Below are 21,782 nucleotides of genomic sequence, written 5' to 3' on the forward strand. Positions count from 1 at the left end.
GGAGCAGGACAGGCAGAGCCGGTCCGCGGCCAGGGCGGACCGGTGTCCGCCCGCACCTCGACCTGAGGTCGGCCGTCTGTCCTGTTAGGATGTTCGGTGTGACCGGGGCGGTGAAGCGGGCGTTCAAGTTCCGCTTCTACCCCACCGACGCGCAGGCCGCGCAGTTGTCGCGGACGTTCGGGTGCGTCCGGCTGGTCTACAACATGGCCTTGCAGGCCAGGACCGAGGCCTGGACCCTGCGCCGGGAACGGATCAACTACAACGCCACCTCGGCGCTGCTCACCGCGTGGAAGAAGACCGACGACCTGGCGTTCCTCAACGAGGTCTCGTCCGTGCCGCTGCAGCAGGCGCTGCGGCACCTGCAGACCGCGTTCACCAACTTCTGGGCCAAACGCGCGAAGTATCCGAGGTTCAAGTCCAGGAAGCGCTCGCGCCGGTCGGCGGAGTACACCACCAGCGCGTTCCGGTGGCGCGACGGCACCTTGACCCTGGCGAAGATGACCGAACCCCTCGACGTCGTGTGGTCGCGGCCCCTGCCGCAGGGCTGCACGCCGTCGACGGTGACCGTGTCGCAGGACCCGGCCGGACGCTGGTTCGTGTCCCTGCTCTGCGACGACACGATCACCCCCACCCCCGCCTGCGGCGCGGTCGGGATCGACGCCGGCCTGGACAGCCTGCTCACCCTGTCCACCGGCGAGAAGATCGCCAACCCCCGGCATGAGCGCGCCGACAGCAAGCGGCTGGCCCGCGCCCAACGCGACCTGGCCCGCAAGCAGAAAGGCTCGGCCAACCGGGCCAAAGCCCGGATCAAACTCGCCCGCATCCACGCCCGCATCACCGACCGCAGACATGACCACCTGCACAAACTGACGACTCGGCTCGTTCGTGAGACGCAAACGATCGTGATCGAGGACCTCGCCGTGCGCAACATGGTCAAGAACCACCGCCTGGCCCGCGCGATCTCGGACGCGGCCTGGCGGCAGCTGCGCACCATGCTGGAGTACAAGACGGCCTGGCACGGCCGCACCCTGATCGCCGTGGACCGCTGGTTCCCCTCGACCCGACTCTGCTCGACCTGCGGCGCACTCGCGCAACCGATGCCACTGGGCGTACGGGAGTGGACGTGCCCATGCGGGGCCGTCCACGACCGCGACGTCAACGCCGCACGCAACATCCTGGCCGCCGGACTGGCGGTGACAGCCTGCGGAGACGATGTAAGACCTCAACGAGGAACCTCTCGGACGGGGCAGTCGTCGGCGAGACAGGAACACCCGAGGGCGACCAAGGGAATCCCCGTCCTTTAGGGCGGGGAGGATGTCAAGACCTTGAGCGTAGGAGCAGGTTGAGCACGGAATGTGAACGCCGTTTCACGGGTTTCGAACACCCATCACGAATCGTGATCGATCGCCATCACGATCCATTGTTGGACATCGGCCCTGCTCGGCGGCCAGACTCATCGCCATGAGCCGCCCAGTCGCCGTGTACCTGACACGCCGCCGCTGGCTCGACAACGCACGGACCCGCACGACGCTCTGTCGCTGACGCGGTGAAGGCGCTGTTCGAGCGCCAGCCCGCCGTGCACCCGTGCCGCCCGCACCGCCGCGGGTATCCCACCTGATTTCCAGCCCTCACCCCAGCCTGCCCGCATGCTCCGCGGTCACCGGCTGCCACCCGTGCACGCCCATCGCGGCGGGCACGTCTGTCTGCGCACCCTCCTGCCCGAAAGGCATACCCGTGACTCAACGCACCCTGAAACTGGGCGCCGTACTGCTCGGCGTCGGCGGCCCCGGCCAGCACCACACCTGGCTGAGCCCCGAGATACCGGGCGACGCCAGCGTCGACATCCGCTGGTACATCGCCCGCGCCCAGCAGGCCGAGGCGGCCGGGTTCGACCTGGCGTTCATCGTGGACAGCCAGTTCATCACGCCGGACTCGCCGCACCACTACCTCAACCGGCTGGAGCCGCTGACGCTGCTGTCGGCGATCGCGGTGCACACCAGCCACATCGGCCTGGTCGGCACGCTGACCACCTCCTACAACGACCCGTTCAACATCGCCCGCAGGCTCGCCTCGCTCGACCTGATCAGCGGCGGCCGGGCGGGCTGGAACGTGGTGGCCACCGGCGACGGCGGCACGGCCGGCAACTACGGCCGCGACGAGCACTACGACTACGCCACCCGCTACGGCCGGGCGCTGGAGCACGTACGCGTGGTGCAGGGCCTGTGGCAGTCGTACGAGGACGACGCCTTCCCGCGCGACAAGCAGCGCGGCGTCTTCTTCGACCGCAGCCGCCAGCACCGGCTCGACCACGTCGGCGAGCACTTCTCCGTGGTGGGGCCGCTCAACATCCAGCGCTCGCCGCAGGGCCAGCCGGTGATCTTCCAGGCCGGCGACTCCGGCGAGGGCCGCGACCTGGGCGCGAACATCGCCGACGCGATCTTCACGCACGCCCAGACGGTCGAGCAGGGGCAGGCGTTCGCCCGCGACATCCGGGCCCGCGCCGCCGCCCTGGGCCGCGACCCCGACCAGATCGTCATCTTCCCCGGCATCAGCACGATCATCGCCGACACCGACGCGCAGGCCCGGGAGAAGGAGCAGGAGATCCTGGGCGGCAAGAGCTTCGACCGGGCGCTGGCCGAGCTGGGCCGCCCGTTCGGCTGGCACGACCTGTCGCAGTACGACCTGGACGCGCCGTTCCCGGACCTGGGCGACCTCGGCGACCGCAGCTTCAAGACCCAGGCCGAGAAGATCAAGAAGCTGGCCAGGGACAACGGGTTCACGCTGCGCCAGGTCGTGCAGCACCAGCTCGACTCGCGCCGCTCGCCGTTCGTCGGGTCGGCCGCGACGGTGGCCGCCGAGATCGAGCGCTGGTTCCGCGCCGGGGCGTTCGACGGGGTCAACATCACCGTCACCGTGCCCAGCGAGTTCGCCCGCTTCACCGACGAGGTGCTGCCGATCCTGCGCGAACGCGGCGTGGTCCGCACCGGCTACGCCGCCACCACGCTGCGCGGCAACCTCGGCCTGCCCATCCCCGAGAACACCCACACCGTGGCCCGGCGCACCGCCGCGCAGCAGCCCGCCCGCACCCCCAGCCTCGTCGCGTGACGCGCACGACCTTTCCGAAGGGCACCACGATGAAACTGGCACGACGTACCAGACAGCTGGCCGCAGCCGCGGCCGCACTGCTCGCCCTGGCCACGACCGGCTGCGGTGCGGACGCCGGAGCCGCCTCCGGCGAGTCGACCCTGCGCTGGGCGGTCGCCCTGCCCGCGCACTGGGACCCGGTGGTCAGCGGCAGCGGCGCCCAGTTCCGGATCCTGTCGCTGGCGTACGCGTCGCTGACCGAGATCGACGAGCAGGGCAAGGCGGTGCCGAGCCTGGCCAGGGGCTGGGACTACAACAGCACCGGCGACCAGGTCACCTTCCACCTGCGGCCCGGCCTCAAGTTCACCGACGGCGAGCCGCTCGACGCCCGGGCGGTCAAGCTCTACCTGGAGCGGGCCAAGACGCAGAAGAACTCGGCCCTGTTCGGCGACCTCACCTCGATCAAGGAGATCACCGCCGACGGCGACCTCGACGTGGTGATCAACCTGACCCAGGTCGACTACCAGATCCCGCTGCTGCTCGGCGAGCGCGTCGCGCAGATCACCAGCCCGAAGGCGGCGCAGGACCCGGTCAAGCTGGACCAGAACCCGGTCGGCGCCGGACCGTTCGTGGTGACCGAGTTCGTCCCCGGCTCGCACGTGTACTTCAAGAAGAACGCCGACTACTGGGACGCGGCCAACATCCACATCGACAGGGTGGAGCTGCACGCCGCACCGGACAGCGCCACCATCGTGTCCAGCCTCAAGACCGGCGTCTACGACCTGGCCTACCTGGACGCCTCGCAGGTGAAGGCCGCCAAGGCGTCCGGTCTGGACGTGGTGCTGCAGCCGGGCTTCAACGCCTCCAACATCAGCATCAACGTCAACAAGAAGCCGTTCGACAACCCGAAGGTGGTCGACGCGGTCCGCTACGCGGTCAACCGGCAGGAGTTCGTCGACAAGGTCACCTTCGGCTACGGCAAGGCCACCGACCAGCCGTTCCCGCCGGGCTACCTCGCCTACGACGAGAAGTCGGCCGGGCAGTTCGGCTACGACCCGGCCAAGGCCAGGCAGCTGCTGGCCGAGGCCGGATACCAGCCGGGCCAGATCAAGCTCGACCTGGTCATCCCGGCCCAGTCCACGGCTGCCGAGATCGTGCAGGCGCAGCTGGACGCGATCGGCATCACCGTCAGCATCAAGGTCGACCCGAACTGGTCCACGCCGTTCTTCGCCAAGGACCTGACCCTGTCGCTGTACGGCACCACCGGCCGCGAGTCGCCCGTGCAGACCCTGACCGCGCACTTCGGACCCAACGGCCCGCTGAACCTGAGCACGCCGTACCAGCCGGAGGGCTTCGAGGCGGCGATCGCCCTGGCCCGCCAGACGCCGCTGGACTCCCCCGACTACGCCGCGAACCTGCAGGCGGCGACCCGGGCGGGCCTGGCCAGCCGGGCGCTGGTGTTCACGCACGCGCCGACGAACATCTTCGTCAAGAGCACCCGCGTCTCGGCGCTGCCCGCGATCCCCGGCCAGATCCACTGGACCGGCGTCACCGTGGCCGCGTCATGAGCGGCGCCGGGCTGGGCACCGCCCGGCTGCGCCGGGCCGCCGCGCGCACCGCATCCGTGGCGGCCCGCTCGATCGCGATCTTCGTACCGGTGTTCCTGGTCGCGACGTTCGTGACGTTCGCGCTGCGTTCGCTGAGCGGGCTCAGCCCGGCGCACCTGCAACTGGGCGAGTCGGCGACGCCGGAGTCGCTGGCCCGCATCGAGCACGAGTGGGGCCTGGACCGGCCGTTCCTGACCCAGTACCTGGACTGGTTCGGCAAGGTCCTCTCCGGTGACCTGGGCACCAGCTGGTACAACGGCGCCGACATCTCGCGCCTGCTCACCGAGGGCGCCGTGATCAGCCTGTCGGTGGCCGGGCTGGCCCTGCTGATCGGTGTGGTGTTCGGGTTCGGCTTCGGCATCCTGGCCGCGCTGCGGCGTACCACCTGGGTCGACCGGGTCATCACCGGGGCGATGACGTTCATCTCGGTGATGCCCTCGTTCGTGGTCGGCATCGCATTGGTGGCCGTGTTCGCGGTGAGCCTCGACTGGCTGCCCTCGGCCGGGTGGGTCCCGGCCGAGCGCGGGTTCGGCCTGTGGCTGGCGCACATCACCCTGCCCGCGATCGCGCTCAGCTTCGACACCGTCTCCGACGTCGCCCGGCAGCTGCGGGCCGGGCTGGTCGCGGCGTACCGGGAGAACTACGTGACCGGGGCCCTGGTGCGCGGCCTCGGCCCGCGCCGGATCTTCTTCCGGCACGTGCTGCGCAACGGCATCGGACCGGCGCTGACCGTGCTGGGCCTGAAGTTCCCGAACCTGCTCGGCGGCGCCGTCGTCACCGAGGCGGTCTTCGGGATGCCGGGCTTCGGCCAGTTCGCCGCCGCCTCGGCCCAGCGCGGCGACGTACCTGCGGTGCAGGGCGTGCTGGTCGTCTCCATCGTGCTGGTCGTCGTCTTCAACCTGCTGGTCAACCTGATCCTGGCCCGCCTGACGCCCGCCTCGGCCCGAGGAGTCTGACGTGGTACGCCGCCTGCTCGCCCTGACCTCCGGCCGCATCGCCGCGGTCATCCTCGCCCTCATCGCGCTGCTGGCCCTGCTCGGGCCGCTGCTGTCCCCGCAGGACCCGCTCGCGGGCAGCGCCGACATCCTCGCCGACCCCGGCCCGCACCACTGGCTGGGCACCGACTACCTGGGTCGCGACGTGCTCAGCCGGCTGCTGGCCGGGTCCCGGCTCAGCGTGCTCGGCGCGCTCCAGGTGACCGTGATGGCGCTGCTGGTCGGCGTCATCCCCGGCATCCTGTCGGTCTACCTGGGCCGCGCCTTCGAATGGGTCACGCTGCGGCTGGCCGACACCCTGATCGCGCTGCCGTTCCTGGTCTTCGCCGTCGCCGTCACCGCGCTGCTGGGCAACGGCATCCCGCAGGCCATGCTCACCGTCGGCATCATGGTCTCGCCGCTGTTCTTCCGGGTGTCGCGCGCGGCCACCCTGTCCGTGGCGCGATCGCAGTACGTCGAGGCGGCGATCATCGCCGGGGCGTCGGTCGGCTGGATCGTGCGCAGGCACGTCTGGACGAAGGTGCTGCCGCCGATCGCCATCGCCCTGGCCCACACTGCGGGCGTCGGCTTCGTGGTCGTGTCCAGCCTGACCTTCCTCGGCATCGGCGTACGCCCGCCCGCGCCGACGTGGGGCGGCATCCTCGCCTCCGACCTGGGCTTCCTCAGCTACCGGCCGTGGGCGCCGCTGCTGCCCACCGCCCTGATCATGGCCACCGTCTGGGCCTGCAACCTGCTCGCCGACGCGATCCGCGACGTCTCCGGCGAAGCGGGCCGCGCCCTGCTCGACAACAGGAAGCTGCGCGGCCGCCTGGCTGTCGCCGGAAGGGGTGCCTGATGAGCGACGCCGCACTGCGCCTGACCGACGTCCGGATCCACGACGCGGTGGGCGACCGGGACATCGTCCACGGCGTCTCGTTCGAGCTGACCCCGGGCAAGGTCGTCGGCATCGTCGGGGAGTCCGGCAGCGGCAAGACGCTGACCTGCCGGGCGGTGCTGGGCATCCTGCCGCGGCACTTCTCCGTCACCGGCGGCACGATCGAGCTGGCCGGACGCGACACGTCCGGGCTCACCCAGCGCGAGTGGACCGGGCTGCGCGGCACGACGGTCGGGGCCGTGTTCCAGGACCCCGCCTCCTACCTCAACCCGTCCATCCGCATCGGGGCGCAGCTCGCCGAGGTCGTCCGGGTCAAGAAGGGGCTGACCCGCCGCGAGGCCCGCCGCCGGGCCCTGGACCTGCTCAGCTCGGTACGGCTGCGCGAGCCTGACCTCGTCTACCGGCAGTACCCGCACGAGCTGTCCGGCGGCATGCTGCAGCGGGTCCTGATCGCCGCCGCGATCGCCGCCGACCCGCAGCTGCTCATCGCCGACGAGGCGACCACCGCCCTCGACGTCACCGTGCAGGCCGAGATCCTGGACCTGCTCACCGAGCTGCGCGAACGCACCGGCATGGCCCTGATCGTCGTGTCGCACGACCTCGCCGTGGTCGCGCAGCTGTGCGACGAGGTGCTGGTCATGCGCGACGGGATCGTCGTCGAGCAGGGCCCGACCGCCCGCGTGCTCTACGACCCTCGCCACGACTACACCCGCCTGCTCATCGCCGAGCACGAGCAGTACGGCCTGGACCGCTTCCGCGACGCCGCCGAACCCGCCCTGAGCAAGGAGCTCGACCATGTCGGCTGACGCCCGCCCGGTCCTGCGCGTGACCGACCTGGACGTGCACTACCGCCGCGGCACCGGCCGCCTGCACGCGCTGCGCGGCGCGAGCCTGACCGTGGCGCCCGGCGAGACCGTGGGCGTGATCGGCGAGACCGGCTCCGGCAAGTCCACCCTGGCCCGCGCGGTGCTCGGCCTGGTCCGCCCGTCGGGGGGCCGGATCGAGATCGCGGGCGGGGACGTAACCGGTCACTCGACCCGGCAGTGGCGCGCCCTGCGCCGCCGCGGCGTGCTCCAGTACGTCTTCCAGGACCCGCTGCGCAGCCTGGACCCCGACCTGACCGTCGCCGAGTCGCTCATCGAACCGCTGCTCGTCCAGGGCCGCCCGCGCCGCGAGGCGACCGAGCTGGCGCGGGCGTACCTGGACCGGGTGCACCTGGACGAGGAGCTGCTGCACCGGCTGCCGGGCGAGCTGTCCGGCGGCCAGCGCCAGCGGGTGGCGGTCGCCCGGGCCCTGGTCACCGACCCGGAACTGATCATCCTCGACGAGCCGGTGAGCGCGCTGGACTCGGCCAACCGGGTCCGGGCGCTGGAGCTGCTCAAGCAGCTGCGCGACTCCGGTGCGGCGCTGGTGTTCATCTCGCACGACCTGGGCTCGGTGGCCGGGATCGCCGACCGGATCGCGGTGCTCTACCAGGGCCGCGTCGTCGAGACGGCGCCGGCCCGGGAACTGGTCAACGCGCCGCGGCACCCGTACACCCGCCTGCTCGTCAGCTCCGCGCCGACGCTGTCCTCGGCGGCGGGCGACCGTGCCCGCCGCGAGGCGCTGCGCGAGCTCCTGCACGTCTGAACCGAGAGGAAGAGAGCCATGGTCCGTCAACCCGCAGCCGACGTCCACTTTCCCACCGCCGCACCGCCCGCCGAGACCGACGTGCTGATCGTCGGCGCCGGCCCGGTGGGCCTGTCGGCCGCCGTCGAGCTGACCGCGCGCGGGGTCTCGGTCGCCGTCGTCGACGCCGCCACCGGGGCGACCCTGGTCCGCGCCGGGGCGATGGGGCACTCGCCGCGCGTGGTCGAGCACTTCCGGCGCTGGGGCGTGCTGCAGCGCATCCGTACCGGCTGGACGTTCCCGCCGGAGTGGAACCGGGGCATCCGGCTGGCCACGTCGCTGACCGGGCACGACCTGATCCCGGACGGCGAGCGGCGCCAGCCGTCGGGCGCCTCGCTGGCCCGGCCGATCCGCCGCCCGCAGACCGCCCTCCAGCAGGCGTTCCTGGACCACCTGGGCCTGCACGGGGTGCCGGTCAGCGGCGGCTGGCGCGTCACCGGACTGGACGACACCGGCGACGGCGTACGCACGACCGTCACCGCCGACGGCCAGACCCGCACCATCGCCTCCCGGTACGTCATCGGCGCCGACGGGGGCAGCAGCACCGTGCGCCGGCTGGCCGGAATCGAGCGGGTGGGCGAGCACGCCACCGAGCGGCTGTTCCGCCTGATCGTCCGGCACGCGCCGGGCGCGCTCGGGGCGGCGCCCAGCGGCACCAACATCGTCTACAACCAGCGGGCGTCGGGGTTCCTGGCCGCGATCAGCCCGACCGAGTGGCGCGTGTACGCGGGGCCGTACCCGCTGGACGTCGAGCCGGCCGCCGACGAGCTGCTGGACATCGCGCGGTCGGCGTTCGGGGTGCCCGACCTGGAGCTGGAGCTGGCGTCGAAGACGACGTACTACCAGGCGACGCGGATCGCCGAGACGTTCCGCAAGGGGCGGGTGCTGCTCGCCGGGGACGCCGCGCACGTGCGCACCCCGGGCGGCAACCTGGGCGAGGGCTTCGGCGACGTGGCGAACCTGGGCTGGAAGCTGGCGGCGGTGCTGGCCGGGCACGGCGGCGAAGCGCTGCTGGACTCGTACGACGCCGAGCGCCGCCCGCACAACCAGCGGGTCGCCGACCACGCGCTGGACTCGGCGCGGCGCTCGCGGGCGCTGCTGGCGCGCATCCGCGCCGACGGGGTGCCCGACGACGCCGACGACAGCGCACGGGCGCGGCGGCGCCGGGGCGAGATCGCCGAGCTGCTGGGCGCCGAACCGCGCGGCGAGGCGATCGGCGTGCTGTTCGACGAGCGCTACGACGCCTCGGGCGTGGTCTGGTACGAGCCCGGCCAGCAGGAGACCGACCAGCCGTGGCGCGCGGCGGTCTACACCGACGATCCGCGCCCCGGCCACCGGGCCCCCGACGCGTACGTGGACCCGTGGGGCGACACCCTCTACGACCGGCTCGGCCTGGACTTCGGACTGCTGCTGAGCGAGCCGGACGCCGAGCTGGCCGAGGCGTTCACCGCGGCGGCGGCCGAGCGGGGCCTGGGGCTGGCGGTGGTGCACCTGCCCGAAGGACCGGCCCGCGAGCACTACCCCGAGGGCGCGGTGCTGGTGCGGCCCGATCAGCACGTCGCCTGGCGGGGCCGGGCGCTGCCGCCGGGCGGGGCCGCCGCCGTCCTCGACCACGTCCTCGGCGTGCGCGCCGCGACCGTACCCGCGAAAGGCACCACCATGTCGTACTTCCTCGACTTCACCGGCCCGGCCGAGCTGCGCACCCGGGGCACCGTCCTGATCGTCCCCGGCCGCGGCGAGAGCGCCTCCGGGTACGTCCGCCTCGGCAGCCGCCTGGCCGCCGACGCGTACCGGGTGCGGGTGGTACCGGCTCCGGCGCTGGACGAGTCCGACGTCGAGGGCTCGCTCGACCGGTTCGCGGCGGTGCTGACCGAGGCCGTCAAGGGCCTCGGTGACGAGCCCGTGACACCGCTGGTCCTGCTCGGCGCGGACACCGGCGCCGCCACCGTGGCGAGCCTGGTGGCCCGGTCCGGCCCGGAGGTGCCGTGGTGGCCCGCGGCCGTGGTGCTGGCGGGGCTGCCGGGCTACGCCGAGCACCGGACTGAGGGCTGGGAGGCGGAGCTGGACGGGCGTACGCACTGCCCGGCGCACCGGGGCGTGCTCGGCAACGATCCGACGGTGGTGCCGGGCGCGCTGGCCGGGCCGGTGCCCACGCGGCTGCTCGACGGCGCCTACGCGAGCAAGGCGGAGGTGCCGCACCTGATCCTGACCGGCGACACCGACCCGTACGCCGACCGCGAGCGGCTGGCGCAGCTGGCCGGGATCCTGCCGACGGCCCGGCTCGCGGTGGTGCGCGGCGCCCACCACGACGTCCTGAACGACCTCCAGCACCGCTCGGTCGCCGCCGAGGTGGTGTCCTTCCTGGAGGCCGTGCGGGCGGAGCAGCCGCTGGAGCGCGTCGTCCAGGTCGAGCACAGCACCTGGTGAACGGGGTCGCGTCCCAACATGTAATCCCTACTTGACCGATAGGAGATGTAGGTAGCAAGCTCCCTGCGTGCCCGATCACAGCAACACCTCCGCGACGACCTCGCGCCGCCTGCGCACCACCGGCCTGCGGCTCGGGGCCGTCGCGCTGCTCATCGCCGCCTGGTGGGCGGTCGCGGCGGCCGAGATCTGGCCGCCGGTGTTCGTGCCGTCGCCGCAGTCGGTGTGGCAGCAGTTCCTGGACACCGCCGGACTGAGCGGCGCCGCCCGACCCGGCTGGGCCGGCTACTCGCTGAGCGAGCACCTGCTCGCCAGCCTGCGGCGGATGGCCCTGGGCTGCGCGTACGGCATCAGCGGCGGCCTGGTCCTCGGCCTGCTGGTCGGCCTGATCCCGGCCGTGTCCACGGTGCTCGGTCCGGCCATCACGTTCCTGCGCACCCTCCCGCCGCTGGCCTACCTCAGCCTGCTGGTCATCTGGTTCGGCATCGACGAGGCGCCCAAGGTGTGGCTGCTGCTGCTGGCGGCGCTGCCGCCGGTCGCGGTCGCCACCGCCGACGCGGTGCGCGGGGTGCCCGCCGACTACCTGCACGCCGCCCGCTCCCTGGGCACCGGCCGGGCGATGCTGCCGTGGCGGGTGCTGCTGCCCGCCGCCGCGCCGGAGATCCTCACCGGCATCCGGCTCGCGGTCGGCGTCGCGTACACCACCGTGGTCGCCGCCGAGACGATCAACGGCGTGCCCGGCGTCGGCGGCATGATCCGCGACGCCCAGCGCTACAACCAGACCGACGTCGTCGTACTCGGCATCATCCTGATCGGCCTGTCCGGCCTGGCCTTCGACGGCCTCCTCCAGCTCGCCCAGCGCCGCCTCACCCCGTGGCGCGGGCGTGTGTGACCCCCGAAAATGATGGAAGGAATCCTGTGAACCACTCCGTAGACCGCCGCCGACTGCTGCTGGGAGCCCTGGGGCTGGCCGCCGCGCCGGTGCTGGCGGCCTGCACCGGCGACGCCGACCCCGCCCCGGCGGGCAGCGGCGGCACCGCCGCCCCCAAGCAGCTGCGCATCGGCTACCAGCTGATCCCGAACGGCGACCTGATCGTCAAGGACCTCGGCTGGCTGGAGGAGGCGCTGCCCGGCACCAAGGTGGTGTGGAGCAAGTTCGACTCCGGCGGCGACGTCAACACCGCCATCCTGGCGGGCAGCCTCGACATCGGCCTGGCCGGCAGCAGCCCGGTCGCCCGGGGCCTGGCCGCGCCGCTGAACATCCCGTACGCCGTGCCGTGGATCTTCGACGTCATCGGCGACAACGAGTCGCTGGCGGTCAAGCCGGAGATCGCCGACGTGGCGGGGCTGGCAGGCAAGAAGGTGGCCACCCCGTTCTCGTCCACCTCGCACTACAGCCTGCTCGCCGCGCTGGCCGACGCGGGCGTGCCCGAGAACAGCGTGAAGATCATCGACCTGGAGCCGCCGGAGATCCAGGCCGCCTGGCAGCGCGGCGACATCGACGGCGCCTACGTGTGGACGCCTGTGCTCGCCGAGCTGCGCAAGACCGGCAAGGTGCTGGTCACCAGCCGCCAGCTGGCGGCCAAGGGCAAGCTCACCGCCGACCTGGCCGTGGTGCGCACGGAGTTCCTCCAGCAGTACCCGGCCGTGGTCAAGACCTGGATCCAGCAGCAGGACCGGGCCGTCAAGCTCGTCCGCGGCGACAAGACCGCCGCCGCGCAGGCCATCGGACGCCAGCTCAACCTCGACGCCGACGAGGCCGGGGCGCAGCTGTCCGAACTGGTGCTGCTCGACGCGTCCGAGCAGGCCGGACCGGACTACCTGGGCACCCCGGCCGCGCCGGGCAAGCTCGCCGACAACCTGCACTCGGCCGCCGAGTTCCTGACCGCGCAGGGCAAGCTCACCGCCGCGCCGAGCCTGGACGCGTACCGCAAGGGCCTGGCCACGCAGGCGCTCGCCGATGCCGCCAAGGCCTGAGCAGGCCGTCCCGGACAGTGCCGCCGCCGCGGCGGTGGCACTGTCCGGGGTGCGGCACCAGTACCGCGCCCGCGGCCGCGGCGTCCTCGCCCTGGACGGGATCGACCTGCTCGTCGAGCCCGGCGAGGCGCTGGCCGTGGTCGGCCCGTCCGGCTGCGGCAAGAGCACGCTGCTGCGCATGATCGCCGGGTTCCTGCGCCCCACGCACGGCCGGATCACCGTCGGCGGAACGCCGGTGACCAGGCCGGGTCCGGACCGTGGCGTGGTGTTCCAGCAGCCGCGGCTGTTCCCGTGGCTGTCGGTGCGCGCCAACGTGGCGTACGGGCTGCGCGAGGCCGGAGTGCCGCGCCGGTCCCGGCTCCCGCGCGTGGAGGAGCTGCTGGACCTCGTCGGGCTGGGCGACGTCGGCGGGCTGCGGCCGTACGAGCTGTCCGGCGGGATGCAGCAGCGGGCGGCGATCGCGCGGGCGCTGGCCCCGGACCCGGGCATCCTGCTGCTGGACGAGCCGTTCGCCGCGCTCGACGCGCTGACCCGCGAGCGGCTGCAGGACGAGCTGCGCCGGATCTGGCTGCGTACCGGCAAGACGCTGGTCCTGGTCACGCACAGCGTGGACGAGGCGGCGCTGCTCGGCAGCCGGATCGTCGTGCTGAGCCCCCGGCCCGGCACGGTGGTGCTGGACCAGCGGTCCGAGCTGCCGCGCGCCGAGCACCCCCGCACCGAACCGGAGTTCGCGCGGCGGCGGGAGCAGATCCTCGCGGCGGTGCGCGGCGACGCCCGCCCGGCCGACCCGGCACCGGTTCACATTTAAATAAACACATCTCAATCAATCACTCGTTGCCGGAGGAATACCCTCGCCGTACGGTCGCCTGTGCGGCGCCTCCGACAACCGTCGCGGAACGAGGTAACGGACATGGCCGACATCATCGACCGGCGAGGCGTGCTGCGCGCGCTCGGCGCCGCAGGGCTCGGCGCCGCCGCCGGCTGGGCGGTCGGCGCGGGACCGGCCGAGGGCGCCGCGCCGCCGAACGTGATCGTCGTGCTCATCGACGACCTGGCCCGGCGCGAGATGGGCTGCTACGGCAACACCTTCAACGAGACGCCGCACATGGACCGGCTGGCCGCCGACGGCACCCGGTTCACCCACGGCTACTCGGCCGCGCCGGTCTGCTCCCCCACCCGGGCCAGCATCGTGACCGGCCAGTACCCGGCCCGGGTCGGCATCACCGAGTTCCTCGGCCCGTCCGGCGACGACCACCTGCCGACCAGCTTCCAGACGCTGCCGGAGACGCTGCGCGGGGCCGGGTACCGCACCGGCCTGATCGGCAAGTGGCACCTGTCCGAGACGTACACCGGAGAGGTCCGCAACCGGCCCGGCAACCCGTGGTCGCACGGGTTCACCGACGTGATCGCCTCGGAGCAGAAGTACATCGCCGACGGCGACTACTTCTACCCGTACTTCATGCTGCCCGACCTGCCGCAGCGCAAGCCGGACGAGTACCTCACCGACCGGCTGAACCTGGAGGCGGTCGACTTCATCACGTCGTCGCACCAGCAGGGCACCCCCTTCTACCTGCAGCTGTGCCACTACGGCACCCATGCCGCGCTGGCCGCCCCCCAGGCCCTGGTCGACAAGTACGCCGCCAAGCCCAACGCGGGCCAGCCCGGCCGCAACGCGAAGCTGGCCGCGATGCTGGAGGTGATCGACGACGGCGTGGGCGCCATCCGGGCCACCCTGAGCAGCCTCGGCATCGCCGGGAACACGGTGATCCTGCTGCTGTCCGACAACGGCGGTGACGGCGCCGTCGCACCCAGCACGCCGCTGCGCGGCGCCAAGGCCACGCTGTACGAGGGCGGCGTGCGCGTGCCGATGCTCGCCTACCACCCCGCCGGGCCGAGCGGCCGCGTCGTGGACACCCCGTTCAGCACGGTCGACTTCATGCCGACCCTGCTCGACACGGCCGGAGTGGCCCGTCCGGCGGGCGTCAGGCTGGACGGCGTCAGCTTCGCGGGGCTGCTCACCGGCGGTGCGGCCCCGGCGCGCGACACCCTGTTCTGGGTGTACCCGCACTGGCACAACCCCGGTGCGCCGACCGCGTCGGTCCGCCGGGGCAGCCACAAGCTGCTGCGCTACCTGCACGACAACCGCGTGGAGCTGTACGACCTGGCCGCCGACCCCGGCGAGGCGACGAACCTCGCCGCCACACAACCCGCCAAGGTGCAGGAACTCCAGGCGGCCCTGGACGCGCACCTGCGCGACGTCGACTTCTTCCCGCCCGAGCCGTCGCCGGCCAACCTGCCCACGCTCGTGCTGGAGCAGGAGTTCGACAGCGGGCTGGGCGGCTTCACCGTGCTGGCCGCCGCGCCGGAGCAGCGCGCGGGCACGGTTCAGGCAGCGGGCGGCCTGCTGAGCGTCTCGGCCGACGGGGCACCGGCGTTCGCGCTGCTGCGCTCAAACGTGGCCGCCACGCACACCGACGTGGCCGCGATCGTCAGCCAGCGCACGTACGCCAACGCGGCCACGACCGACCAGGACACGCTGTTCGCGGGGCTGATCAAGGACGCGAACAACTACTTCCTGGTCTGGTACAACCACCGGCAGAAGCGGGTCGGCTGGGACGTGCGCGTCAACGGGACGCTGACCGGCAACCGCGTCACCCAGCTCGACTCGAAGGTGAACTACCCGGGCCCGAACGCCCGGCTGGCCTGCCAGCTGCACGACGACCAGCTCACCGCGTACGCCGTCGGCATCAGCGGCGGGTGGCAGTACCTGTTCACCGCCGACGTCGGCCGGTTCGCCCGGCTGGACGACCCGGCCGTGCGCGGCCAGTACAAGTACGGCTTCGGCGTACGGCTCGACGGCGGCACCATCGCCGTGGAGCGCTTCGCCGTCCGCCGCCGCTGAACGCCGGTCGGCCAGGGCGGAGGACCGCCCTGGCCGACCGGTCCGTCAGTGCCGGGTCATGTCGACGTTGGCCGCCCCGGAACCGCTCAGGCAGCGCGTGTAGTAGCTGCGTCCGCACTTGTCCGACGTGACGACCAGCGGCAGGTTGTAATACCCGTCCACCACCCGGTAGAACCTGCCCTCGTCGTAGAACCGCCAGCGGATGGTGCTGGAGGACGCCGCATAGGGGCAGGCCTCGCCTGAGACTCCGCAGCCGCAGCCGCAGCCGACATGGGACGAGGGCCGGCCCCTCCACACCTTCGGGGAAACTGCACCAATCTTGGGCCTCTCAACAGCAGTTTCCCCGAAAATGTGGCCCAGTGCGGCACCGCTGGCGCCCGGCACCACGCTCACGACCCGGCTACACCTGCCTGGCGGCGATCCTCTCCCCGGGGCGGCTCTCCTCGTGGGCCGCGCCACCCCGGGGACGACCCGCGATCCGATTCGACGCCCTCAGCCGAGGTCCAGGACGCCGACGGTCTGGCCGCCGCTCTGCTCGCCGGTCGTCCGGAAGCCCAGCTTCAGGTAGAACTCCTCCGGGCCGCCGGTGCGCGGGTTCCAGCTGACGTAAGTCCGGGTGCCGCCGCGGGCACGGATCTCCTCGGACACGGCCCCGACGGCGAAGCGGCCGTATCCGTGCCCCTGCGCGTCGGCCGCGATGTTCAGCCGCCAGAGGCCGGAGCGCAGGTCGGCGGGGTCGTCGTTCCACTTGATGTCGAAGAAGGCCATCACGAAGCCGACCAGGCGGTCGCCGTCGTAGATCAGCCTGGGCCAGGCGTGGTCGGGGTAGACGTACGCCTCGGCCAGCGACTTCACCACCGGAGCGACCAGGTCGCCCTGATCGGGGTGCACGGACAGCGCGAGAGCCGCCGCGTAGTTCGTGGGGGTGACCTTCTCCAACCGCATGCCGACGACCCTAACCCGCCCACCTCCGCCGCCCTCTCGGGCGAGGCGACTGGGCTGCAGTTTCGGGGAAACTGCACGAATCTTGGCAGCCTTTGCGGCACCTTCCCCGAAACTGCACCCGTCGGCGCTCGACCCGGTGCGGGTCAGCGGCAGGTGAAGTTGGTGCTGGAGCTGCCGCCGGAGAAGGTGACGCGCATGCCGTGGCGGGTGCCGGGCACGCAGGTGCCGCCGGCCGAGGACAGGTTGTTCGCGCCGGACAGCAGCACGCCGTCGTAGTACCAGCGCTGGGAGTAGTACCCGCTGGGCAGGTAGCAGTCGAAGTAGCCGGACTCGCTCTCGCACACGACGAGCGAGGCGGCGTTCGCCGCGGGAGCCGCGAGGACGACGGCGGCGGCAGCGGTGGCCACGACGGCCAGGAGGGAGGACATCATCTTCATGGACGTCACTGTAGAAATCCTTCGTCACCTATACAAGATGCGAAGGAAAAAGCCAGGCACTCAGGCCGGCCAGGCGGCGCCGGCGGGGATCTTGGCGGTGACGACGGTGCCCAGCGGGCCGGAGTCGATGGTGAGCCGCTCCGAGAAGCAGCGGGCGATCCACAGGCCGTAACCGCCGGACTGGTCCTCGGTCGGCGGCTGCCAGCCCGCGGTGCAGGGGCGGCTCATCCCCGGGCCGCTGTCGGCCACCAGGCAGAACACCCAGCCCGGATAACGGGACAGGTGCAGGCGGCCCTGCCCGTCGGCGTAGCGCACCACGTTGACCACGAGCTCGGTGGCCACCGCACCCAGCGCGAACACCGTCGCGTCGTCGAGTCGCCACGGCGTGGCCAGCTGCTGGATCCGCACCCGCAGGCCGCTCAGGGACTGGCGGGTGAAGGGTCCGGACACCCGCAGGTGCTCCTGCGGCCGCGGCGGCCCCTCCTCCGCGGGCAGCTCCTCCGCGGGCAGGTCCGGCAGCCCACCGGCCACCAGGCGCAGTTCGGCGGCACCGCGCGCACCCGCGACGGCGTCGCGGTGCACGCCATGCAGGCGTAGGCGGCTCGCTCTCAGGCGGCGGATGTCGGGCGTCATCGTCACTCCGTCGGCAGGTGGCATCACCGCGCCGTATACCCAAGTACAGCCGTTCCGATCTCCTTTCCGCAAGATCACTCGGAAACCGGCGCCGGAAGCAGCGAGCGGGCGCGATACTCATCGATGAGTATCGCGCCCGCCGGACTGGCCTCAGGCGGCTGGGCGCTGCCGTACGCCCGACACCTCGAAGTCGTAGACGGTGTTGTTGATCCGCAGGCCGTCGACGGCACCGATCCACATGAAGTCGCGGCCCTTGCCCACGGCGGCGGTGTAGACGGTCGCCGGTTCGCCGCCGTCGGCGTCGAGTCTGGCCTTCACCTCGGCGAAGGTGCACTGGACGGTCAGGTTGCAGTTGGTGGCGGTGCCCGCGGCGCCGGTGAGGAACCAGGTGCCGGAGGTGGCGGCGTCCAGGTACCCGCTCCAGCGGTTCGTCACCGGGGCGGCGGCGGGCGCCCACACCAGGGTGGAGTACTCGGTGGTCGGCAGCGCGGCCAGGTTCGGGTCGATCTCGAACCTGATGTTGGGCATGTTGCGCGAACCGCCGTACGTGATGTTCTCGCCGGTCTGGAACACGTGGAAGCCGACCTGCGTCAGGCCCGACACCGGCCGCCCGAAGAAGTCGACCTCGTTGCCGAAGTCCACCTTCTCCGCGGGAGGAGTGAGGGCGGTGGCGCCGTCGGCCACTTCGATCCCGAGGCTGCCCTGGCCGTACGGCGGCCGGGACTCGGGCCCGAACACGCCGAACGAGCCGAACGGGCCGTTGCGCAGGTCGGCGACGGGCGAGCCGATCGTGTTGCGGGTGATGATCCCCCAGTGGTCACGGTCGTCGCGATGCCCGCCGTCGCCGTCCGGTGACGCCTGGCCGGGGCCGGCCGCGGCGACGACGGCGAGCAGCGGCGCGGCGAGCAGTACCGCCGCCAGGCGTCGGATGCCGATGCGAGTCTTCACACGCACTCCTTGCGATTGTCGGGTGCCAGAGTGTGGTCACCGTAACTCACTGTTAGTAATTGGATGATCACGCCATGCGGTGATCGGGGCCGGGCAGCCCGTCACCAGCCCCGGGTCCGGGTTCACGTGAGCCGGACCACGTCCGGGTGAACCGGGAATGCGGCGGTGCCGCGTCGATTTGATGTTCACAGCGGCACATGATCGGCGTGCCGAACCGCCACCGCTGAAGCGAAGAGGTCTCATGCACACGAACGCCGACGAGGCCGCCCCACCCGCCGAGGCGCCCCTGCCCGGCGAGCTGATGACCGGCGGCCAGCGCGCACGGCTCGTCATCGTGCTCGGCTCGCTGATCGCCATCGGCCCGCTGACCATCGACATGTACCTGCCGGCCCTGCCCAACATCACCACGAACCTGCACACCACCTCGGCGGCGGTACAGCTCACCCTCACCGGCACCCTGCTCGGCCTCGCCATCGGACAGCTGCTCATCGGGCCCGTGTCCGACGCGGTCGGCCGCCGCGTACCGCTGCTGGCCGGGCTCGTGCTGCACGTGGTCGCCTCGGTGCTCTGCGTCGTCGCCCCGAACATCGCCGCGCTCGGCGCCCTGCGGGTGCTGCAGGGTCTCGGCGTCGCGGCGGCCTCGGTCGTGGCGATGGCCATCGTGCGGGACCTGTTCAGCGGCTCGGCCTTCGCCAGCCTCTTCTCCCGGCTGATGCTCGTCATGGGCGCCGCGCCGATCCTGGCCCCGACACTGGGCAGCTGGCTGCTGCGGTGGACCGACTGGCGCGGCGTGTTCGTGGCGCTGGCGCTGCTCGGGACCGCCCTCATCGTTGTCGGCCTGGTCGGCCTGAAGGAGACCCTGCCCCCGGCGCAGCGCCGCTCCGGCGGTGTCGGCGCCACCCTCGGCGTCTACGGCGCACTGCTGCGCGACCGCACCTTCGTCGGCCTGGTCGTGGTGGCCGGACTGGCCATGGCCTCGCTGTTCTCCTACGTCGCCGGCTCCTCGTTCGTCCTGCAGGAGCAGTACGGCCTCGACGAGCAGCAGTTCGGCTTCGCCTTCGGCGCCAACGCGTTCGGGCTGATCCTGGCCACCCAGTTCAACGTCCGGCTGCTGCGCCGCTACAGCCCGCAGCAGATCCTCGTCACCGCGCTCGTCGCGGGCAGCGTGGCGGGCATCGCCCTGCTCGCCTTCGCCGCCACCGGGATCGGCGGCCTGCCCGCGATCCTCGCCTCGCTCTGGTTCGTGCTGGCCTCGGCCGGGCTCGCGCTGCCCAACGCGCCCGCACTGGCGATGTCCCGGCACGGCGAGGCCGCGGGCACGGCGGCGGCGCTGCTCGGCGCGGTCCAGTTCGGCATCGGCGCGGCGGCCGCCCCCCTGGTCGGCGTCCTGGGCAACGACAGCGTCGGCATGGCCGTGGTCGTGGCGGGCGGCATGATCGCCGCCCTGGCCGCGGTCTTCCTCGTGGTGCAGCCCGCCCGCGCCGGGCTGGGGGCAGCCACCGCATAGACGGCCGTCTTGACGACGGCGGGTCGGCCACGGAGACTTGAGCCGCGTCCGGAGAGCGCTCTCCCACAGCTTCGGACGCGCCCTCCTACTCCCTGGAGTCACTCCATGAACCGTCGACGGCTCGCGCTGCACCTGGGCGCCGTCACGATCATCGCCACACTGCTCACCGGCACCGGCGCGCCCGCCTCCGCGCTGACGCTGGGCAACACCGGCAGCGGCCGCCCCGCTCTGGCCCTGGTCGGCACCCGGATGTACATAGCCTGGGCGGGGTCCTCCGGCACCGCCGCCGCCAAGGAACTGGTCGTGGGCTACTCGACCAGCGCCGGCCTGCGCATCACCAAGGTGCCCGGCGGCGAGCGGGTGCCGCAGGGCGAAGGCGCGGCGCTCGACGCCGACGGCACCGGCGTGTACGTGGCCTGGCCGGCAGGCGACAACGGCAACACGCTGACCGCCGCGTACACCGCCGGGGCGGGGCTGACCTGCCGCACCGCCTTCACCGGCGTCGTCTCCGGGCACGCGCCCGCGCTGGCCACCGATCCGGCGGGCGTACGGTATCTGGCCTGGACGGACACCTCCGGCCACCTCAACGTCGGCCGCCTGGGCAGCTCCGCCTGCGCGGGCGGCGGCATCATGACGCTGACCAACCGGGTGGTGCTGCCCGAGACCAGCGTCGCCGGTCCGGCCCTGGTCTACGACGACAGCGGCAGCAGCAACCTCGGGCTGGTGCTGGCCTGGACCGCCGGAGACGGCGCGCACAGCGTCCAGGTCGGTTCGTTCACCGGGTCGGCGGTGCTGAGCCACCGGTCGCGGGTGACGGCGGCCTCGGGCAGCACCGCCGCGCCCGGCCTGTCCTCGGCCACCGCCGACCTGTACATCACCTTCCGCGGCGACAACGGCTCGGTCTTCTACGGCTACTCCGAGGGCTGCATCCCGACCTGCTTCAACGCCAGTGACCTGGGCGAGCAGGCAGCAGCCGGCGTCGGGCAGCCCGCCGACGGCGACTACCACTACTACACCTACTTCGACCCCACCGGGCACCTGGTGATCTCGCACCTGTGAACGGCGGAGAGCCCGGCGGCGCCCACCGCGCCGCCGGGCTCAGCCCTGTCGGCCGGGCGGCTCAGTCGTCCGATTCCGGTTCTTCCAGCAGTCGCAGCCGCTCGCGCAGCCGACGCGCCTCCCGGCCGCGGTAACGCCTCAGCGCGCTGGCCAGGATCTCGCGCACCTCGGGGTCCTCGTGGTCGGCCAGGTACGCCACTGGTCAATTCGCCAGGAGCTTGGCCACGTCCGGGGCGTAGACGGTCATCCAGTGCGGATGGAGCCGGTAGTAGACGACCTCGCGGTCCCAGTCGAAGGCGTTCTCGCCGTAGCAGTCCTTGAAGTAGGCGAGCAGCTCCGGCCAGTCCGCGGCGGGCTCGGCGCCTTCCGGGTTGAGGATCTCCACGGTGCCGTGGGTGAACACGCCGAGGTCCTCGCCGCGCAGGTGCGCCGCACTGGCGGCGGGCCGGGCGGCCAGATGCCGGGCCTTGGCCGCGCCGCGGGCGGTGCCGAAGTGCCATTTCCCGTGTATGAAGTGACCGTCCGCACCGCTGACGCGCGGCTCGCCCTTGGCCGTGACGGTCGACAGCGCCAGCGTGCACATGCCGGTCAGGATCTCGGTCAATTGTGCCGCCGTCACCGTGCGTTCGACGACGATGGAGCGCAGATGCGCCGTGGACCGGGACAGGGAGGAGTCGAGCAGCGCCTGCAGCTCGGCGAGTTCCTCGCTCGTTTCACGCATC

The 21,782-nt window shown here is 72.3% G+C and carries 21 protein-coding genes; 14 read left to right on the forward strand and 7 right to left on the reverse strand.

Going from position 1 to position 21,782, the window contains the following annotated elements:
• Positions 1-98: 98 nt before the first annotated feature.
• From QEZ54_RS09475 to QEZ54_RS09530, 12 genes are all read left to right on the forward strand, one after another.
• Positions 99-1,304, forward strand: a complete 1,206-nt coding sequence (locus QEZ54_RS09475; RefSeq protein WP_281304139.1) for an RNA-guided endonuclease TnpB family protein — start codon at positions 99-101, stop codon at positions 1,302-1,304.
• Between the two features lie 430 nt (positions 1,305-1,734).
• Positions 1,735-3,105, forward strand: a complete 1,371-nt coding sequence (locus tag QEZ54_RS09480) for an NtaA/DmoA family FMN-dependent monooxygenase (protein WP_281304140.1) — start codon at positions 1,735-1,737, stop codon at positions 3,103-3,105.
• Complete coding sequence (locus tag QEZ54_RS09485) at positions 3,102-4,652, forward strand: ABC transporter substrate-binding protein (protein ID WP_281304141.1); 1,551 nt, start codon at positions 3,102-3,104, stop codon at positions 4,650-4,652. Before QEZ54_RS09480 ends, QEZ54_RS09485 begins: the two co-directional genes overlap by 4 nt.
• Positions 4,649-5,647, forward strand: coding sequence for an ABC transporter permease (locus QEZ54_RS09490; protein ID WP_281304142.1), 999 nt, complete (start codon positions 4,649-4,651; stop codon positions 5,645-5,647). The genes QEZ54_RS09485 and QEZ54_RS09490 overlap by 4 nt, the downstream gene beginning before the upstream one ends.
• A 1-nt stretch (position 5,648) precedes the next feature.
• Complete coding sequence (locus tag QEZ54_RS09495) at positions 5,649-6,521, forward strand: ABC transporter permease (protein ID WP_281304143.1); 873 nt, start codon at positions 5,649-5,651, stop codon at positions 6,519-6,521.
• Entirely contained in the window at positions 6,521-7,366 is an 846-nt protein-coding gene (locus QEZ54_RS09500; protein WP_281304144.1) for an ABC transporter ATP-binding protein, read from the forward strand. The genes QEZ54_RS09495 and QEZ54_RS09500 overlap by 1 nt, the downstream gene beginning before the upstream one ends.
• Positions 7,356-8,189, forward strand: a complete 834-nt coding sequence (locus tag QEZ54_RS09505; RefSeq protein ID WP_281304145.1) for an ABC transporter ATP-binding protein — start codon at positions 7,356-7,358, stop codon at positions 8,187-8,189. The genes QEZ54_RS09500 and QEZ54_RS09505 overlap by 11 nt, the downstream gene beginning before the upstream one ends.
• 18 nt (positions 8,190-8,207) lie before the next feature.
• Complete coding sequence (locus tag QEZ54_RS09510) at positions 8,208-10,655, forward strand: FAD-dependent oxidoreductase (protein ID WP_281304146.1); 2,448 nt, start codon at positions 8,208-8,210, stop codon at positions 10,653-10,655.
• A 67-nt stretch (positions 10,656-10,722) separates the two neighbouring features.
• On the forward strand, positions 10,723-11,544 hold the full coding sequence (locus QEZ54_RS09515; RefSeq protein ID WP_281304147.1) for an ABC transporter permease: 822 nt from the start codon (positions 10,723-10,725) through the stop codon (positions 11,542-11,544).
• A gap of 26 nt (positions 11,545-11,570) precedes the next feature.
• Positions 11,571-12,629, forward strand: a complete 1,059-nt coding sequence (locus QEZ54_RS09520) for a glycine betaine ABC transporter substrate-binding protein (RefSeq protein WP_281304148.1) — start codon at positions 11,571-11,573, stop codon at positions 12,627-12,629.
• Positions 12,613-13,437, forward strand: a complete 825-nt coding sequence (locus QEZ54_RS09525; protein ID WP_281304149.1) for an ABC transporter ATP-binding protein — start codon at positions 12,613-12,615, stop codon at positions 13,435-13,437. Before QEZ54_RS09520 ends, QEZ54_RS09525 begins: the two co-directional genes overlap by 17 nt.
• A 102-nt stretch (positions 13,438-13,539) precedes the next feature.
• Positions 13,540-15,531 (forward strand): sulfatase, encoded by a 1,992-nt coding sequence (locus tag QEZ54_RS09530; protein ID WP_281304150.1) that lies wholly within the window; start codon positions 13,540-13,542, stop codon positions 15,529-15,531.
• 45 nt (positions 15,532-15,576) lie between these two features.
• Here the strand turns inward: QEZ54_RS09530 and QEZ54_RS09535 are convergent, their stop codons facing one another.
• From QEZ54_RS09535 to QEZ54_RS09555, 5 genes are all read right to left on the reverse strand, one after another.
• Complete coding sequence (locus tag QEZ54_RS09535; RefSeq protein ID WP_281304151.1) at positions 15,577-15,828, reverse strand: hypothetical protein; 252 nt, start codon at positions 15,826-15,828, stop codon at positions 15,577-15,579.
• Positions 15,829-16,023: 195 nt separating this feature from the next.
• On the reverse strand, positions 16,024-16,476 hold the full coding sequence (locus QEZ54_RS09540) for a GNAT family N-acetyltransferase (RefSeq protein ID WP_281304152.1): 453 nt from the start codon (positions 16,474-16,476) through the stop codon (positions 16,024-16,026).
• A gap of 143 nt (positions 16,477-16,619) precedes the next feature.
• Positions 16,620-16,913, reverse strand: a complete 294-nt coding sequence (locus tag QEZ54_RS09545; protein ID WP_281304153.1) for a hypothetical protein — start codon at positions 16,911-16,913, stop codon at positions 16,620-16,622.
• Between the two features lie 60 nt (positions 16,914-16,973).
• Positions 16,974-17,546, reverse strand: a complete 573-nt coding sequence (locus tag QEZ54_RS09550; RefSeq protein WP_281304154.1) for an ATP-binding protein — start codon at positions 17,544-17,546, stop codon at positions 16,974-16,976.
• A 150-nt stretch (positions 17,547-17,696) separates the two neighbouring features.
• Positions 17,697-18,494 carry a hypothetical protein gene (locus QEZ54_RS09555; RefSeq protein WP_281304155.1) on the reverse strand — a complete coding sequence of 266 codons (798 nt, stop codon included), beginning with the start codon at positions 18,492-18,494 and terminating at the stop codon, positions 17,697-17,699.
• Positions 18,495-18,795: 301 nt separating this feature from the next.
• Here QEZ54_RS09555 and QEZ54_RS09560 point away from each other — a divergent pair, with 301 nt between their 5' ends.
• Complete coding sequence (locus tag QEZ54_RS09560; RefSeq protein ID WP_281304299.1) at positions 18,796-20,001, forward strand: multidrug effflux MFS transporter; 1,206 nt, start codon at positions 18,796-18,798, stop codon at positions 19,999-20,001.
• Positions 20,002-20,106: 105 nt separating this feature from the next.
• Positions 20,107-21,060 carry a hypothetical protein gene (locus QEZ54_RS09565; protein ID WP_281304156.1) on the forward strand — a complete coding sequence of 318 codons (954 nt, stop codon included), beginning with the start codon at positions 20,107-20,109 and terminating at the stop codon, positions 21,058-21,060.
• Between the two features lie 61 nt (positions 21,061-21,121).
• Here the strand turns inward: QEZ54_RS09565 and QEZ54_RS09570 are convergent, their stop codons facing one another.
• A complete protein-coding gene (locus QEZ54_RS09570; RefSeq protein ID WP_281304157.1) occupies positions 21,122-21,259 on the reverse strand; it encodes a hypothetical protein in 138 nt (45 codons plus the stop codon).
• A gap of 3 nt (positions 21,260-21,262) precedes the next feature.
• Entirely contained in the window at positions 21,263-21,781 is a 519-nt protein-coding gene (locus QEZ54_RS09575) for a pyridoxamine 5'-phosphate oxidase family protein (RefSeq protein WP_281304158.1), read from the reverse strand.
• Between the last annotated feature and the right edge of the window lies 1 nt (position 21,782).

It is taken from the genome of Catellatospora sp. KI3 (assembly GCF_029948125.1).
Classification (GTDB): Bacteria; Actinomycetota; Actinomycetes; order Mycobacteriales; family Micromonosporaceae; genus Catellatospora.

What these genes read in the sequence shown, in the direction of transcription:
- QEZ54_RS09490 (WP_281304142.1), top strand. Translation starts at nt 4,649, where the DNA reads ATGAGCGGCGCCGGGCTGGGCACCGCCCGGCTGCGCCGGGCCGCCGCG.
- QEZ54_RS09500 (WP_281304144.1), top strand. Translation starts at nt 6,521, where the DNA reads ATGAGCGACGCCGCACTGCGCCTGACCGACGTCCGGATCCACGACGCG.
- QEZ54_RS09505 (WP_281304145.1), top strand. Translation starts at nt 7,356, where the DNA reads ATGTCGGCTGACGCCCGCCCGGTCCTGCGCGTGACCGACCTGGACGTG.
- QEZ54_RS09510 (WP_281304146.1), top strand. Translation starts at nt 8,208, where the DNA reads ATGGTCCGTCAACCCGCAGCCGACGTCCACTTTCCCACCGCCGCACCG.
- QEZ54_RS09525 (WP_281304149.1), top strand. Translation starts at nt 12,613, where the DNA reads ATGCCGCCAAGGCCTGAGCAGGCCGTCCCGGACAGTGCCGCCGCCGCG.
- QEZ54_RS09530 (WP_281304150.1), top strand. Translation starts at nt 13,540, where the DNA reads ATGGCCGACATCATCGACCGGCGAGGCGTGCTGCGCGCGCTCGGCGCC.
- QEZ54_RS09540 (WP_281304152.1), bottom strand. Translation starts at nt 16,476, where the DNA reads ATGCGGTTGGAGAAGGTCACCCCCACGAACTACGCGGCGGCTCTCGCG.
- QEZ54_RS09545 (WP_281304153.1), bottom strand. Translation starts at nt 16,913, where the DNA reads ATGAAGATGATGTCCTCCCTCCTGGCCGTCGTGGCCACCGCTGCCGCC.
- QEZ54_RS09550 (WP_281304154.1), bottom strand. Translation starts at nt 17,546, where the DNA reads ATGACGCCCGACATCCGCCGCCTGAGAGCGAGCCGCCTACGCCTGCAT.
- QEZ54_RS09560 (WP_281304299.1), top strand. Translation starts at nt 18,796, where the DNA reads ATGACCGGCGGCCAGCGCGCACGGCTCGTCATCGTGCTCGGCTCGCTG.
- QEZ54_RS09565 (WP_281304156.1), top strand. Translation starts at nt 20,107, where the DNA reads ATGAACCGTCGACGGCTCGCGCTGCACCTGGGCGCCGTCACGATCATC.
- QEZ54_RS09575 (WP_281304158.1), bottom strand. Translation starts at nt 21,781, where the DNA reads ATGCGTGAAACGAGCGAGGAACTCGCCGAGCTGCAGGCGCTGCTCGAC.